Below are 15,764 nucleotides of genomic sequence, written 5' to 3'. Positions count from 1 at the left end.
GGCCCTGTTCATCTCCGAAGGAGAGTTGATGCCAGCCATCAACGGCCTGCCGGTCGTCTGGAAGTTATCCCCGGACATGGCACAACGTCACTTTGGCTAGCCCCGGACTTGAAAAGGAAAGCCCCGCTTTCCAGCTGGTGCAGGCTGGGCGACGCCAGAACGAAAACTGCCTGCGGCTGGGAGATCTTCAATGAGGAACATGGCCCCGTCCACATAAGACCCGCATTGACTGTTCAAAAACCGTCTCAATTTCCAAAAACCGTCTCAATTGCAGGAGGGAACGACATGCTAAGAAAAACATCTAAAATACTCGTCGTCGGAGGGCTAGCCGCAGCACTGGTGCTGACCGGATGCACATCCACGAGCACCGGCAGTACACAAGAAGCGGCGTCTTCGCAGAGCCACCTTGCTAAGATCCTCGACAAAAAGTCCCTTCGGGTAGCAGTGAGTGCTGATACTCCAGGCTTTGGTGTCGTGGACGCGACGGGAAAATACCAAGGTTTTGATATTGACTTGGCCAATGCGTTGGCCGAGTCACTCGGCGTCCAAATAGAGTACGTCACGACTACAAACGAAAGCCGAATTCCGCTGCTGCTGACAGACAAAGCGGATGTTGTCATAGCTACCCTCACGGCGACAAACGAGCGGGCTCGACAAATTGAAATGACGATGCCTTATGCGGCCAGTGGTCAGGTGTTTATGGTGCCCGCCGACTCGCCAATTAGAAGCTATAGCGATCTTGTTGGAAAGACAGTAGCCACGTCGCGAGGAAGTACAGGCGAGCAAATCCTTCAGAAAGATTTCGCGACGACTAAAATCGGGGACTTCAATACCGTCGCGGACTCGATTCAGGCAATAAAGAGTGGAAAGGTCGATGCGGTCATTGAGGAGACCCCCATCCTCGCTTCGTTAGTCAAGGAGGATCCAAGTCACTTTCGAATCCTGAGCGGGACTGATCTGATGCCGGTGCTCTTTTCGATGGGAATTAAGCCGGGTGATCAGCAATGGATGAACTATCTGAACACTTTCATCAGGAACTACAACGTTTCCGGAGCCAACCAGAATTCGCTCCGGCATTGGTTCGGTCTGGATATGCCGGCCTTCCTGAAATAGTCCGGAAGCTTTCTGCGACTCTCCCTGAAGGTGGGAAGGCCTAAAGCACCTTCCCCACCTGACTTCGAAAAAGGATCCGCAATGACGCTATTTTTTGGCGATCTGATTCCCTTCATCCCCCAATTTCTGCGCGGCATCGGGATAAGCCTGTACGTTACGATTATTGCGATGTTCGCCGGCGGTGTCGTGAGCGTCTTCCTCTACCTCGGGAAGAGTGGGCGTACACGATGGCTAGCCGTCTTCTGCTCGGTATACATAGAGGTCTTTCGGAACACTCCGCTTCTCGTGCAGCTATACCTGATCTACTTCGGTCTCCCGCAACTGGGCATTGACCTGGATCCTATCTGGGCGGCCATCATCGGTTTGACTTTGAATAATGCCGCATACACGGCCGAGATCTATCGGGCCGGGTTCGAGGCGATTCCAAGAGGTCTTCGTGAAGCGGCGAGTGCTCTCGGACTGAGAGGTGGCGACACCATCAGATACGTTCTGTTGAAGCCTGCAAGCCGAAACGTATTCCCGGCACTTACTAACCAATTCATCCTTCTTTTCCTCGCTTCGTCTGTCGGATCAATAATCTCTTTGCCGGAACTGACCGACGCGATGCTGGGTGCGAGTAATGCTACGTTCAGAGTCTTTGAGTCACTTTCAGTGGGCGGCGTCCTCTACTTCACCGCGTCGGGATTGCTTGCTCTAGGTTCGAGAATATTCGAAGCGCGGCTATTTGTTTGGGCGGCGAAATAATGTTTGAGGCTTTCGGTTGGAATGACCTAATTCCCCTCGCTCAGGGAGCAATTTTGACCCTCGGCCTGTGCGTAACATCGGGGATCTTCGGGACCATCTTTGGATTACTCCTTGGTCTCGCCAGCACTTCACCGAGCAGGATCGCCCGGGCAATCAGCGCCCTATATGTCTACATCATTCGCGGAATTCCCATTCTCGTCATCATCTTCATGATCTATTTTGGACTTCCGTTGATGTTTCCCGAGTTGGAACTTTCCAAATTTTCCTCGGCTGTGGTGGCATTGTCAATCTACGCCGCTGCCTATGTAGCAGAAATTGTCAGAGGAAGCATAGAAGCTGTTCCCCCCGGACAGGGCGAAGCAGCCGATGCCTTGGGCCTCGCCTATTATCCGAAGTTCAGATACGTGATCGTCCCCCAGGCGATGAGGATTATCGTCCCGCCCGGCATCGGCTTCCTCATCGGCCTAGTAAAGGACTCTTCGCTGGTTACAGTCATCGGATATGTCGAACTCACAAAATCCGGGAATATCGTTGCGAATCTCACTAACAATCCGATCGCTACATTTCTGACCGTCGGAGCCATGTATTTTGTCATCTGTTACGGGATATCCCTTCTTGGCCGATGGTATGAGAAAAGGACCGGAATCCATGTTGAGTCTCGAAGGCTCAAGATGACCGCGAACATTTAGATTGAGAGTTAATAATGATCAGCGTCCAAGATTTACACAAAAAGTTCGGATCTCTTGAGGTCCTCAAAGGTATCGATTGCCATGTGAAGGAGCAGGAAGTAGTCTGCGTCATTGGACCATCTGGATCGGGGAAGAGCACCTTCCTTCGTTGCTTGAACGTCTTGGAAGAGATCACGTCGGGCGCGATCGTCATCAACGGCCACACACTGACGGATTCAACAACGAACATCAATCTGGTGCGCACAGAGGTGGGAATGGTCTTCCAGCACTTCAATCTGTTCCCGCATCTGAGCGTCCTTGAAAACATCATGCTGGCCCCAGTCCGGGTGGCAAAGACCAAGAAGGCCGACGCGCGATCGAGGGCTGAGATGCTCCTCGACAAAGTCGGGCTGACCTCCAAGAGGGACGCCTACCCGATCAACCTATCCGGAGGGCAACAGCAGCGGGTCGCCATCGCCCGCGCCCTTGCGATGGATCCGAAGGTGATGCTGTTCGACGAGCCTACGTCGGCCCTTGACCCGGAAATCGTCGGCGAGGTGCTCACCGTCATGAAGGACCTTGCCCGGGACGGGATGACGATGGTCGTAGTTACCCACGAAATGGGCTTTGCGCGCGAAGTGGCGGATCGGGTGATTTTCATGGACCAGGGCCTCATTGTCGAGGAAGGCACCCCTGACGAGATTTTCGGCGCCCCAAAGAACCCTCGGACGCAGAATTTTCTCAGCAAAGTTCTGTCCGGCCAAACCGACGGTTGTCAGCACCCGCCGGCCCTGCACTGACGGGAGCCGTTGCATACAGGCGACCAGGCCAATGATTCCGGTTCCGCGCCGCAGCTTGACCGAGAACCACCCCCACGCCGCAGCAGAGTTCCTCCCGCCACCCACAACATTCTCAGGAGTAGGTTCATGTCCACTAACATCAGCCCAAGCACGTCAAATATCGCCCGAGAGCAGAAGGGCCGCAAGCACACCGAATGCTACTTCGACCTCGAAGGCAAGGTCGCTGCAGTCACAGGCACAACACGCGGCATTGGGCGGGCCTTAGCGGTGGGTCTGGCCAGAGCCGGTGCCAAGATCGTGCATCTCAACCGCTCGTCCTCTGAATCTGTTCAGGACGAGTTAGCGGCACTAGGAGGAAGCAGTTTCCACGTGCCACTTCAACTGGACGATGAAGAAAGCTCATTCACAAAAGCGGCTGAAAAAGCGATCGCCTGGCGGGGCCGGGTGGATATCCTGGTCAACTCTGCAGGGCTAGTCAAGCGAGCCCCTGCGCTAGAACAATCGGCGGACATGATCATGGAGGTGACAAAGATCGACCTTCTCGCCCCCGTGCTCCTGGCCAAGGCCTTCGCGCCATACATGATTGCCCAGGGCTCAGGCAAAATAATCAACATCGCCTCACTCATGAGCTTCCAAGGAGGCGTCGACGTTCTCGGTTACGCCGCGGCTAAGTCGGGATTGGCCGGGGCAACGAAAGCAATGGCAAACGAATGGGCCATCCATGGCGTGAACGTCAACGCTATCGCGCCCGGTTACATTGCGACCGAAATCAACGAGGACCTGAGGAATGACGAGAGCCGAAGGTTGGAGTTTCTTCAGCGCATCCCGGCCGGGCGGTGGGGGACCGCAGAAGACCTAGTCGGGGCGGCGATCTTCCTGTCCTCTGGCGCCTCAAACTACGTCAACGGGCACGTGCTCGCCGTCGACGGTGGGTGGCTCTCACGCTGAATCCTCCAATGCTTGACTAGCGCTGCGGCGGAAGCTGGCCCGTCAGAAAACCTCCCGAAAGCATTTCATATCCTTCAGTTTTCTCACGAGAGAAGAGATTCATGCCTTCCATTACATCCATCAACACCCAGGACGTCCGTTTCCCGACCTCTTTGGAACTCGACGGCTCCGACGCGGTCAATGTGGACCCCGACTACTCGGCCGCCTACGTGGTCGTCCGCTCCGACGCGGGCGACGAAGGCCACGGCTTTGTGTTCAGTTGCGGCCGCGGCAACGAAATTCTGACGGCCGCAATCGATGCCTACGCGCACCTGCTCGTGGGCCGAGACATTGACGAACTGATTTACGACCTTGGCGGAACATCCAGGCGCCTCATCCATGACTCCCAGCTGCGCTGGCTCGGGCCGGAAAAGGGCGTGACGCAGATGGCGTGCGGCGCCCTGATCAGTGCCCTGTGGGACATTCGGGCCCGCCGCGCGAACAAGCCGCTGTGGCTCCTGCTGAGTGAAATGTCCCCCGATGAGATCGTGGATGTGGTTGATTTCACGCATATCCGCGACGCCCTCAACCCCAAGCAGGCGCTGGACATCCTGCGCGCAAGCCAGGACGGAAAGGCCGCCCGGATCGCATCGCTCAAGGCAGAAGGCTACCCGGCGTACACGACCTCGCCGGGATGGCTGGGCTACAGCGACGAAAAGCTGGTCCGGTTGAGCAAGGAAGCCGCCGCCGATGGCTTCTCGATGATCAAGCTCAAGGTCGGCGGCGACATCAACGATGACCGGCGCCGTATGGCCCTCGCCCGCGAGGCCGTGGGCGATCTCCCTATCGCCATCGATGCCAACCAGCGGTGGGAGGTATCTGAGGCCATCGAGTGGGTCAAACAGCTTGCGGAATTCAACCCGTACTGGATCGAAGAGCCCACCAGCACCGACGACATCCTAGGCCACGCCGAGATCAGGAAGGGCATTTCCGGCGTTCGCGTGGCTACCGGGGAAGCCGTGTCCAGCCGGATCGTTTTCAAGCAGCTATTGCAGGTCGGTGCCATAGACGTGCTCCAGCTCGATTCCACCCGTGTGGGAGGCGTCAACGAGAACATCGCCAATCTCTTGCTTGCGGCCAAGTTCGGCGTTCCCGTCTGCCCGCATGCGGGCGGCGTAGGCCTCTGTGAGCTGGTCCAGCACTTCTCCTTCTTTGACTACGCCGCCGTCAGCGGCAGCCAGGAGGGCCGCATGATCGAATATGTGGACCACTTGCACGAACACTTTGCCGAACCGGTCCGGATCATCAACGGGCGCTACGCCGCGCCGGAGCTCCCCGGCACTGGCGCCGAAATGTCCGATGTCTCTCGCACCCGCTGGGAATTCCCAGCAGGTGCAGGCTGGCGGGAAGTGGGCAACCGCGCGGCGGTCACCCGGACGAACCCAGCTCCGGCAGAGCGCACAGCCCTACACCGACCAAACCTGTGAGCCCTCGAAGCTGGGGATGACGACCCACGCCGCCTTCGGCGCCGACGGCAGGCTACGGAATCCGAGAAACACGCCGTCCTTTAACCCCATCCGGAGTGGACCATTCCGCGAGTGGTAGCGGAGGAATATGACGGCGAGGACCTCGAGCCGAACTCAAGCCATTCGGCTGGATCCGCACCTGAATTCTTCTGCACCGGGCCCGTAGGCGGCCGAGTTCGTGCCCATCTTTGCCGTCAACTACATCATTCTCACTTCGATTGCGCCATTGCACCGAAACTCCCTAACGAGACTCCTGAGGAACCCATGCACCTGGTAATTAGCAACAACGACGTTCTGCCTACAGATGCCGGCATCGCGACGCTGGTGGGTCGTGTATTCGATCCGGAAGTAGCCGGTCCCTGCGTTGTCGTCGTTCGAGGAAGCGAACTGGCAGACATCACTGAAACTTTTCCTTCCATGTCGGACCTGCTCGAATCTTCGGACCCTGCACGAGCAGCCCGCTCGGCGAAAGCGAGACGAAGCTGGTCAATGGAGGATATCCTCGAGAATTCCCTCTCCGAAGATTCAAGGGGACCGCATCTGCTGGCTCCTGTTGACCTCTCGGTTATCAAGGCGGCGGGTGTGACTTTTGCTGCTTCTTTGATCGAGCGGCTGATCGAAGAGCGCGCGGGCGGAGACCCCGCCAAAGCTGAACAGTTCCGAGGAGAGCTCGAAGCGGTGATCGGCGCGGAGATTGCCGCTGTCGTGCCGGGAAGCAAGGACGCGGAAAGACTTAAAGTCGATTTGCAGGAGCGGGGACTCTGGTCGCAATATCTGGAGGTCGGGCTCGGCCCGGACCCGGAGATTTTTACAAAAGCACCCGTATTGTCCGCAGTCGGTTGTGGGCAGCTGATCGGCGTCGCCGCCGTCTCCTGTTGGAGTAATCCAGAACCAGAGATTGCTCTCGCCGTCTCGTCGACCGGACGGATCGTCGGCGCGACGCTGGGAAACGACGTCAACCTACGTGATGTGGAGGGCCGCTCCGCCCTGCTGCTTCCAAAGGCAAAGGACAACAACGCCTCTGCATCGGCCGGTCCTTTCATCCGCCTTTTGGATGACAGCTTCACGCTGGACGATATTCGCGTGGCAGAAGTCCGCCTTGAGGTGCTTGGGGAAGACGACGGATTCGTCATGGATGGCGTCAGCCAGATGGACAAGATTTCCCGCGACCCTGCCAGCCTTGCCGAATATGCCGTTGGCGATGCCCATCAGTACCCGGACGGAATCCTCCTTTATACCGGCACCCTCTTCTCTCCCACACGGGACAGGGAAGGCCTGGGCCTAGGTTTCACGCATCACCTCGATGACATTGTCCGTATCTCGAGCCCGAAGCTCGGCATGCTCGTAAACCGGGTCGCCCAGTCGGAAAAAGCCCCACGGTGGGAGTTCGGCCTACGAAGATTTATCAGCAACCTCCACAGCCGCGGACTAAGCGCAAACGTGGGCGCCTGATGCCTCGCATGTTGGGAACTGACCACATTTTCAGTGATCTCGAGTACGAGATCATTGCAGCGACAAGGCAAGGAGATCAATCCTCGCTAGCGGTAGCAAACGGGCGGCCCGAGGACCTCATCACCGAGTATCAGACAGCCACTACAGGAGGAGCAGTTCTATGAAGACCACAGTCGAAGAGACCAACGCCCGTATCGAGGCAGCACACCGGGCGTTCGACCAAACACGCCGTGCAAGCCCACAAGCAAGGTCTGTCTGGCTTGGCGCGATTGCAACGGCGCTGGAAACCCACGCCGAGGAACTCGTCAGCTTGGGCCAACAGGAAACCCACTTGGCCGAAGCGAGACTGCGTTCCGAGCTCAAGCGCGCCGTCTTCCAGCTCCGACTCTTCATCGCGGAAATAGCATCCGGCGAGAATCTTGATGTGACCATCGACCATCTGGATGCGGCCTGGGGGGCTGGCCCCCGGCCGGACATCCGTCGAATGAATGTCCCGCTCGGAGTAGTGGGCGTTTTTGGTGCTTCGAACTTTCCGTTCGCTTTCAGCGTGATGGGCGGCGACAGCTCATCCGCCCTGGCCGCCGGCTGTTCGGTGATCCACAAGATCCATGAAGGACATCTGAACCTGGCATCGCGGACCGGGGAGATCGTCATCACCGCACTGCAAGCAGCCGGAGCACCGGACGGGTTGTTCTCAACGATCACCGGCCGGTCCGCGGCCGAGGCCATGATGGACCACCCGCTGGTAAAGGCTATTGGATTTACCGGTTCGACATCTGGCGGCAGGGCACTTTTTGACCGGGCCGCCTCCCGCCCCGAGCCCATCCCCTTCTACGGAGAGCTGGGAAGCATTAATCCTGTTTTCGTCACAGAGCGCGCATGGGGGCTACGCAGGGACGAGATTCTCTCCGGCTTTGCGAGCTCCTTCACAATGGGAATGGGACAGTTCTGCACAAAACCAGGGCTGCTGTTCGCCCCTGTTCGCGGCAGTGAGGAGGCCGAAGAAGTGGCTGCGTTCTTGCGAGGCAAACTCAACGACAGGGAGTCCTCTCCTCTACTGAGCCCGAAACTCCATGAGGGGTTCACAAAGGCGCTGGCGGCAGTGGGCAGTTCGGATGGGGTCTACAAACTGGTTGCCGGGGATGACGCCGAAGCGCCACGACCAACTATTCTCGCCACGAGCGCCCCGGTCATCCAGCAAAATCCGGAGTTGCTTAGAAGCGAGATGTTCGGCCCGGCGACTCTGCTGGTTCAATACGAGCCGGGGACCAAGCTCGAAGACTTGGCCGCGCTGCTCGAGGGCCAGCTCACCACAACCGTCCACGCTGAACCTGATGAAGATGTAACGGATCTGTTGGCGATGCTCACCAAACGCAGTGGCCGCATCATCTGGAACGCGTGGCCCACAGGCGTCAGCGTCACGTACGCCCAGCAACACGGGGGCCCATACCCGGCCACAACTTCCGGCACCACCTCAGTTGGCACCGCCTCCATCGGCAGATTCATGCGCCCCGTAGCCTACGACTCGTTCCCCCCTTCCCAGCTGCCCGATCCCCTACGCGATGACAACCCTTGGCGCATTGCCCGACGCGTAAACGGCACACACGAACCCGCTCCAAAAACCGGGACAAGGGACGCAGGGTAGTCGGCAACTCGATCATCTCAACCCGCCGATCCCATCCCGTCGCGCCAAGGGGGACCGCTCCGCGTTCGACCGAGACGCGCCGCATCCTGTGAGATCTCGCCGATGTCGCAGATCTCTGTGATTTGACCGTCGACCTCTATTGCGGTCTGGTCGGAGAGGCCAAGAACTTCGTCGTGGTCTGAACTGATCATGAGGACTCCGCGGCCCTTGTGTCGTGCAACCGAGACCTGCTGGTAGATCACGGTGGACGATTCGGCGTCGGTTCCTGCCTGGGCTCGTCCTGCAGAAGAATCACCGTCTGACTATCCAGCTAGCACCTCAGCATCACCTTCTCTGGTTGCCGGTGAAGAGGCTTGAAATTGGGGCCGGATGCTGGCGGGCGAACACCGACGCGGGCGACGATCGCCGTGCCCGGCTTTTCGAGGATACTCGGCGTCCTGAGCCAACAAGCCGGGGAGACCGAGGATCTCACCGCTTCGCCGGGAGGAAAAGTCACGAAGAGGAAGCCGGTGAGGCAGTCGACCATTCGCAGTGCCTCGGGCTAGGAGCAATGTCCAGCCGGCGATAGCGGACACCCCCTTCATTGTGAAGCGCGTGCGCATTTCCTCTACCTCCGCCGCACACCGGCTAAAACCAAAGTCCTTGCGCTGCGACAACTTGAATCACTGGGCTACAGGTCATCCTCGAGCCACTCCTCCAGTGCGGACAGAGCGCCACCGTCTCCGACGCCTCATTTTCATGGAAGATGGGCCGCCTCCGGACTTGTTGGTCTCCGGAGGCGGCCCCTGATTCGGTGATCGGTTCGGCGTGAGTGAGCGCCGGTGGTTCAGCCCATGAGTTGGTGCAGGAAGCGCGCCGTTGCGGGCAAGGTGTTTGCCGGATCGCCGCTCGTCGAGCACTCCAGGTTTACGTAGCCCTTGTATCCGACCTCCTGCAGCGCGGCGAAGATCTCGGACCAGTCGAGGATTCCCTGTCCCGGGAGCAAACGGTTGCTGTCTCCTAGGTGCACGTGGACGATCCGGTCGCCTGCGTGTCTGAGGGCATCTCCCATCCGCTCTTCTTCAATCGACATGTGGAACGTGTCGGGAAGGAGGCCCGCATTCGGGTGGGCGACCGCATCCACGATGCGGGCGTTGTCTGAGATCAGATTAAGGTACCTGCTCTCGTATCGGTTCAGAGGTTCCAGGAGCACGCGGCCTTGGGTGCCGGCCACGATATCGAGCATCTCCCGGTAGAAGGCGACGAACGCGCCTTCCTGCTCTGTGCTGAGCTGTTGGTACGGGTCGAACAGGGGCATCGGATTCTGCGGACCGTACTGGAATTCTATTTCCGTGACCGCTCCGATCTGGGCGCATACTTCCGCCGCCTGCCGATACATCGCCCGGCAGCGTTCCCTCAGCTCCGGGTCGGATGACATGGCATTGCCGTAGACATCGTCGATCAGGACGAACTCGGCCGGCCGGATGCCGGTGCGTTCCTCGAGAGAGACCAGTTCCGCCTTGGTCTCTTCATTCCAGTCGGCAAACGGTTGGAAGACTGCGATCGCGTCGTAGCCCCAAGCGCGCAGGTGACGCGCTTTCTCGGTGATTGTGGCCCCGGGGACCATCGGGGACGAACAGCATAGTTCCACGTATTTTCTCCTTGTTGTCTAGTTTCGGTAAAGGCGATTCAGGTAGTCCTCGTACAATCGGTACCGCGCCGCATGCGTTGGCGTCCCCGACGGCCTGTATCGCACGATTTCGGGCCTGTTGAGTGTCGTGGCCTCTTCGATTCCCCCGAGAAGACCGTCTTCGACCAGAGCGAGGACCGCGGCGCCGCGGCAGGTTGCCTCGCGTTCGTGTGGGACGAGTACGTCCACACCGCACACGTCGGCCTTAAGCTGACTCCAGAAACTCGATGCCGCTCCGCCGCCTGTGGACACCATCTCGTGGATCGGGGTGTCGCCTGGTGAGAGGTATTCGACATTGCGGCGCAGGAGGTGGGCGATTCCTTCCTCTACCGCGTACGCCAGGTCGATGCGGTCGTGGCCCAGATCGATGCCGAGGAATCCGCCCTTCGCGTTGGCGAAAAAGTCTGGAGGGTTCACTCCGGTGAGATAGGGCAGGAAGATCGGGGCGTCGGTGAATTGACGCGCCTGCAATCGCTCCTCGAGGTCCTCGTAAGCCATGCCGGCCAGGCCTTCGCGCCGGTACCACTCGAGGGCGACGCCGCCGCTATCGACGCCGTTGAACAGCAGCGTCTCCTCCGGCCGAAGTCCGGCATGAAATGAGACGCGTCGCGTTGGATCGAACGTCCAGTCTTTCGCCAGCATCGAGAGTGAAAGGACGGTGCCGGCAGATTCACTCACCACACCGTGCCGGTAGGACCCGGTCCCGACCATTGCGCAGAAGTGGTCGAGTGCCCCGGCGTTGACGCGATATCCGGCCGCCTCGGGAAGCCGGGCGAGCACTTCGGCTTTCACGGTTCCTATGTCCAGACCTGCACGGACGACTGGCGGCAGGGACTTGGCGCTTATGGAGCAGAAGTCGAGCATCTCATCCCAGTATGTCCCTGCCGGGACATCATAAAAGTAGGTGAATCCACGCGTGGTGACCTCGCCGACTCTTTCGCCGGTGAGCCTTTGGAGCAAATCGTCTTTGACCATCAGCACGTTCGTCGCCGCAGTTAGTTTGGCGGGTTCGTGCAGGGAGAGCCACCGCAGCTTTGCGGCGGGCCAAGTGGCGGAGGGTTCCGGTTCACCCGTTATGGCGAACGCACGTTCGGCACCGAAGTGCTCCGCGAACTCCCTCGCCTCCGTCGTCGCGCGGTCATCCAACCATGAGATCGCGGGCCGCACCGGGGCGCCGGTGCCGTCGGTGAGCACGAGCGACTCGGCCTGCCCAGTGAGCACGATGATCGCCTGGTGGGCAGCTGTTTGGCCATGACGATCGGCACATCGATGAATGAGATCGAGCACGAGGTCGAACAGGGCCACCGGATCGAACTCGACCCGCTCGCCTTCCCGGTGATACACGGCCGGCGCCTGAGCCATCGCCAGCCGCGTCAGCTTGTCGTCGTACAGCACCACCTTCACGTTTGTGGTGCCGACGTCGACTGCGTAAACCAGCATGTCTACTCGCCCATGACCATGAAGCGGACGGTGCGCTGCCTTGGGCGTACCGAGTCGAGGTCGCCGAAGTACACACGCCCGAACTCGCCCAGCACCAAGCGTCCGCTTTCCACGGGGATGATCTCCGACCGGCCCAGGATCGAAGACATGATGTGCCCGTCCGTGTTGAGCCCCCACTCCGGGAGCTCCCCTCGCAGCTCGGCGGCGTTTCGGATGTGGATCGGTCCGGGGTGGAGGTACTGGCCTTCATGCCTGGTGGGCGGCACGATCTTGGCAAGCACGTTGAGAGTGTCCTGGAGGAGCAGCTGCGTGCCGTAATACGTCCTGTCTTCTGACTCTTCCTGCAGCAGCACGCAGCAGCTGGTGTGTTGTGAGTATGCGACAGCGATCCCGTCCGACACCCCGGTGCCGCTCACGAACTCCTCGAGTTCCCGGGTCACATCGAAGAACTCCTGACGTGCGGGGGTCTCGATGGTGATGGAGTGAAGCTTGGTGGTCATGAGATTCCTTTCATGCGGGTCATTCAAACAGGGACGGCAGCACAGCGGTGGGCGGGGCCGTAACCGATGCCGGGGGCTCAGCTCATCGGCAGGCCCCAGGTCGCATCCGTACTTGGTTTTTCGGCGTTTTTCATCCATCGGCCCCCCCTCAGGAGGCCCTTCCGATGCCACATCATCGACGTCGCCGCCCCAGGAGATGCCCTTCGTCTTCCGAGAGTACTCTCAGCCGGAATCCGGGAGGCTTGACCGACCAGCCGTGGGACATGCCTCCTGAAAACCGCGTCCCGGCAAAAGCACGCCCTGGTTCGAACGGCGTAATCGCGATGCCATGGGAAGTCGGCCCTGAGCCCCCTGAGCCAGTAGTGCCTGCACGGGGCGTCGTGCTCGATTGCAACACGACCATGGGCTCCTCTCCCCCGGGGCGGTCTACTCGATGGCCGAAGCCGGACGTGACCGTCGACGACGTAGGGCCCGACAACGCGGCCAGCCCCCGCGCCACTGTGTGATAGCAACCACTGTATGTGATAAATTCACATCATTGCAACCCAAAGATGTGACTCTTGCAAACTTTGTGATGCTGAGTCACACTATTACTAGGAACTTCGGTGGTCTGATGTGAAATTTCAACAGATTTTGAAACTTCGTACCAACCCCGTCCAGAACGGAGGGAGAGAAGAATGGCTTTGAGCCCCAAGGAGCGGCAGGAGGCGATCGAGGAGTTCGCGCGCACCGGAGGCGAGGTCGAGATCGCCTGGCTTGCCAAGCATTTCGGCGTCTCGGAAATGACGATCCGCCGTGACTTCGAAAGCCTGGAAGATGCCGGCGTGTTACGGCGACTCGTCGGAGGACGCGGGATCATGTTGGAGCCGAAGACCCATGAGCCCGCGCTCATGAACAGAGCGCTCGAACGGTCTGCCACAAAGGCCCACCTCGCACGGGCGGCGGCCGACCTGATCAAGGCCGATGAGGTGGTCTACATCGACGGAGGAAGCACCGCGCTCGCTATCGCTCGCGAATTGAAGACCCGGGAGGTCCCCCTCACAGTCCTTACCAGGAGTCTGCTCGTAGCCGTCGAATTCTCCCAGGCCGCCAATGTCGACATCTACCTCTTGGGCGGCAAGGTCAAGGCTGCCGAGATGCTGACAACGAGTCCCACCGTCTCCGACGATTTGGCGAACTACAACGTGGACACCTACATCATGGGGATCTCAGGCGTGCATCCCACTCGCGGTCTGACCGACTACGATCCGGACGAAGCAGCAGGCAAACGCGTCGCGATTGCGAGAGCTGACCGTGTTGTACTCACGTTCGACCATTCCAAACTCAACAGGGTTCTTCTCGCCAAAGTTGCAACGTTCGATGACATCGACGTAGTAGTGACGGACGCTCCCCCGGGGCACGAGGCTCTCAACGAACTTCCGCAGGACCTGACGCTCGTTCTAGTCGATCCCGAAACAGAGGCGCTCAAGGCGTCATAGCGCCCAAGCGAAACTCCACCTCAGACACGGTTTGTCATCGACGATGCGCCCCCTGAGCAAGCCAAACATCGCAACGCCAATCGCATTCCCCGTCTCTGACAGTCGCCCCATATCGGGCGAATGACCTCCGTCAATCGCAACAACCACTTGGACCGAGTAGCGAAAATGCACACACAACAAACCATCTTCCCCACACTGCGCCGCACAGCGCTCACCAGCCCCTTCTTCGAGATCGGGCCCAAGAGCTTGTTGCGCCGTCACGAACTGGAGGCCCTTGCGTGGGCCGCGGGCGCAGCCGGAACGGAATTCGGGGTTCGTGTGGTGCTCACCGTGCCCACGGCACTAATAGCACCCATCAGTGACCTAAACACCGGAGTGCTCGTGTTCGCGCAGGGAATGGACCCGCAGCCCATGGGAAGCTCCGTTGGCCGGGTGATCGCGGAGTCTCTCGTGGATGCCGGGGCCACCGGAGTGATGCTCAATCACGACAGCAACCCCATGGACATCGCAGACCTCGCCGCCGCCGCAGAGCGAGCGCGGCTCAACGGTCTTGACACGATTCTCTGTGCGAGTTCCGAGGCTGAAGCATTGCGCTTAACCTACCTCGATCCTACGGTAATTCTCTTCGAACCCCCGGAACTGATCGGCAAGGCAAGCACGGGCGCCCGGGAGTGGATTGTGCCGGCGAACAACGCGATCCGTCGTGCTGCCCCTGCCGTGATGATGATGCACGCAGGCGGCGTTGCCTCGCCCGCGACCGCCCAGGCCATCATGGCCCTCGGCGCGGACGGTACCGGCTCGACGAGCGGCGTACTCGGCGCCGAGGATCCGCTCGATGCTGCACGCGCGTTCATCGCCGCAACACGTGCGGGGTGGGACGCGGCCCGAAGGCCGTGATTCCGCCCGTGTCAGACCCCAACAACCAACCTCATGTCCCAACAACCAACCACTTGCCTCGATCCACCAAGGATCACGACACAAGGAGAAACACAATGGACACCAACCTCAACGGCAAGACCGCCGTCGTCACCGGAGGAGCACGCGGCATCGGCCTGGCGGTCGCTCGGTCGTTGGCCGCGGAGGGCGCCAACATTGCACTGCTCGACCTGCTGGACAATGTTGCGGAAACCGCCCAAGAGATCGCTGATAAGTACCGTGTACAAACGATCGGCCTGCATCTCGACGTCACCGACCAGGACGCGACAGCCGCGGCCTTCGACGCCGTCGGTGAGCGACTCGGTGTCCCGCAGGTACTCCTGACCGCGGCCGGAATCGAGATCAATGGCGATTCCGTGGACGTTTCAGCCAATGCATGGCGCAAGGTCATCGACGTGAATCTGACCGGGACATTCTTCGCAGCACAGTCATTCGGTCGCGGACTGCTTACGGCCGGGCTGCCCGGAAGCGCAATACTGATCTCGTCGATGTCGGGCTCCATCGTGAACGTGCCTCAATGGGCGGCTTCGTACAACGCGTCAAAGGCAGCGGTCGCCCACCTCGGTAAGTCGTTGGCGGTCGAGTGGGCCGCCTCAGGCATCCGGGTCAACTCCATTGCCCCCGGGTACGTTCTCACTGACCTGACCCGGCAGATCATCGACCGCGAACCGGCCCTCGAAGCCGACTGGATCTCCCGGATTCCCCTGGGCCGCATGGCAACACCCGAGGACCTTACAGGGCTCGTGGGCTTCCTTGCCTCGGACGCTTCCAGCTACCTGACCGGCCAGCAGATCATCATCGATGGCGGATACACCGCGATCTGAGTGCCGGTCTCGGCTGTGCTCCGGCTGGATGTTGGTAAGCAC

The 15,764-nt window shown here is 59.8% G+C and carries 14 protein-coding genes; 11 read left to right on the top strand and 3 right to left on the bottom strand.

Annotation, left to right across the window (positions count from 1 at the left end; all coding sequences use genetic code 11):
• The first annotated feature begins 225 nt into the window (after positions 1-225).
• From AB4074_RS03280 to AB4074_RS03245, 8 genes are all read left to right on the top strand, one after another.
• Positions 226-1,113, top strand: coding sequence for a transporter substrate-binding domain-containing protein (locus tag AB4074_RS03280; RefSeq protein WP_441412076.1), 888 nt, complete (start codon positions 226-228; stop codon positions 1,111-1,113).
• Positions 1,114-1,194: 81 nt separating this feature from the next.
• Positions 1,195-1,857 carry an amino acid ABC transporter permease gene (locus AB4074_RS03275; protein WP_441412075.1) on the top strand — a complete coding sequence of 221 codons (663 nt, stop codon included), beginning with the start codon at positions 1,195-1,197 and terminating at the stop codon, positions 1,855-1,857.
• A complete protein-coding gene (locus AB4074_RS03270) occupies positions 1,857-2,546 on the top strand; it encodes an amino acid ABC transporter permease (RefSeq protein ID WP_441412074.1) in 690 nt (229 codons plus the stop codon). Before AB4074_RS03275 ends, AB4074_RS03270 begins: the two co-directional genes overlap by 1 nt.
• A 14-nt stretch (positions 2,547-2,560) precedes the next feature.
• Positions 2,561-3,325, top strand: coding sequence for an amino acid ABC transporter ATP-binding protein (locus tag AB4074_RS03265; RefSeq protein WP_441412073.1), 765 nt, complete (start codon positions 2,561-2,563; stop codon positions 3,323-3,325).
• A 126-nt stretch (positions 3,326-3,451) separates the two neighbouring features.
• The gene (locus AB4074_RS03260) at positions 3,452-4,273 is read left to right on the top strand and encodes an SDR family oxidoreductase (RefSeq protein WP_441412072.1); all 822 of its coding nucleotides are present in this window, start codon (positions 3,452-3,454) and stop codon (positions 4,271-4,273) included.
• Between the two features lie 101 nt (positions 4,274-4,374).
• Positions 4,375-5,739, top strand: coding sequence for an L-fuconate dehydratase (locus AB4074_RS03255; RefSeq protein ID WP_441412071.1), 1,365 nt, complete (start codon positions 4,375-4,377; stop codon positions 5,737-5,739).
• 303 nt (positions 5,740-6,042) lie between these two features.
• Positions 6,043-7,230 (top strand): fumarylacetoacetate hydrolase family protein, encoded by a 1,188-nt coding sequence (locus tag AB4074_RS03250; protein ID WP_441412070.1) that lies wholly within the window; start codon positions 6,043-6,045, stop codon positions 7,228-7,230.
• A gap of 160 nt (positions 7,231-7,390) precedes the next feature.
• The gene (locus AB4074_RS03245; protein ID WP_441412069.1) at positions 7,391-8,875 is read left to right on the top strand and encodes an aldehyde dehydrogenase (NADP(+)); all 1,485 of its coding nucleotides are present in this window, start codon (positions 7,391-7,393) and stop codon (positions 8,873-8,875) included.
• 826 nt (positions 8,876-9,701) lie between these two features.
• Here AB4074_RS03245 and AB4074_RS03240 read toward each other — a convergent pair.
• From AB4074_RS03240 to AB4074_RS03230, 3 genes are read right to left on the bottom strand one after another with little or no spacing between them, the layout of a single operon-like run.
• A complete protein-coding gene (locus AB4074_RS03240) occupies positions 9,702-10,505 on the bottom strand; it encodes a sugar phosphate isomerase/epimerase family protein (RefSeq protein ID WP_441412068.1) in 804 nt (267 codons plus the stop codon).
• 18 nt (positions 10,506-10,523) lie between these two features.
• Positions 10,524-11,984, bottom strand: a complete 1,461-nt coding sequence (locus AB4074_RS03235; protein ID WP_441412067.1) for an FGGY-family carbohydrate kinase — start codon at positions 11,982-11,984, stop codon at positions 10,524-10,526.
• A gap of 2 nt (positions 11,985-11,986) precedes the next feature.
• Positions 11,987-12,484, bottom strand: a complete 498-nt coding sequence (locus AB4074_RS03230) for a YjbQ family protein (protein ID WP_441412066.1) — start codon at positions 12,482-12,484, stop codon at positions 11,987-11,989.
• Positions 12,485-13,161: 677 nt separating this feature from the next.
• On the opposite strand from AB4074_RS03230, the gene AB4074_RS03225 reads away from it, so the two are divergent.
• From AB4074_RS03225 to AB4074_RS03215, 3 genes are all read left to right on the top strand, one after another.
• The gene (locus tag AB4074_RS03225; RefSeq protein WP_441412065.1) at positions 13,162-13,962 is read left to right on the top strand and encodes a DeoR/GlpR family DNA-binding transcription regulator; all 801 of its coding nucleotides are present in this window, start codon (positions 13,162-13,164) and stop codon (positions 13,960-13,962) included.
• Between the two features lie 165 nt (positions 13,963-14,127).
• Positions 14,128-14,859 carry a triose-phosphate isomerase gene (locus AB4074_RS03220; protein WP_441412064.1) on the top strand — a complete coding sequence of 244 codons (732 nt, stop codon included), beginning with the start codon at positions 14,128-14,130 and terminating at the stop codon, positions 14,857-14,859.
• Between the two features lie 95 nt (positions 14,860-14,954).
• Positions 14,955-15,722 carry an SDR family oxidoreductase gene (locus AB4074_RS03215; RefSeq protein ID WP_441412063.1) on the top strand — a complete coding sequence of 256 codons (768 nt, stop codon included), beginning with the start codon at positions 14,955-14,957 and terminating at the stop codon, positions 15,720-15,722.
• Positions 15,723-15,764: the final 42 nt, after the last annotated feature.

The sequence above is a fragment of the Arthrobacter sp. 2MCAF14 genome (genome assembly GCF_052115645.1).
Classification (GTDB): domain Bacteria; phylum Actinomycetota; class Actinomycetes; order Actinomycetales; family Micrococcaceae; genus Arthrobacter.
This window is presented reverse-complemented; position numbering and strand designations above follow the sequence as displayed.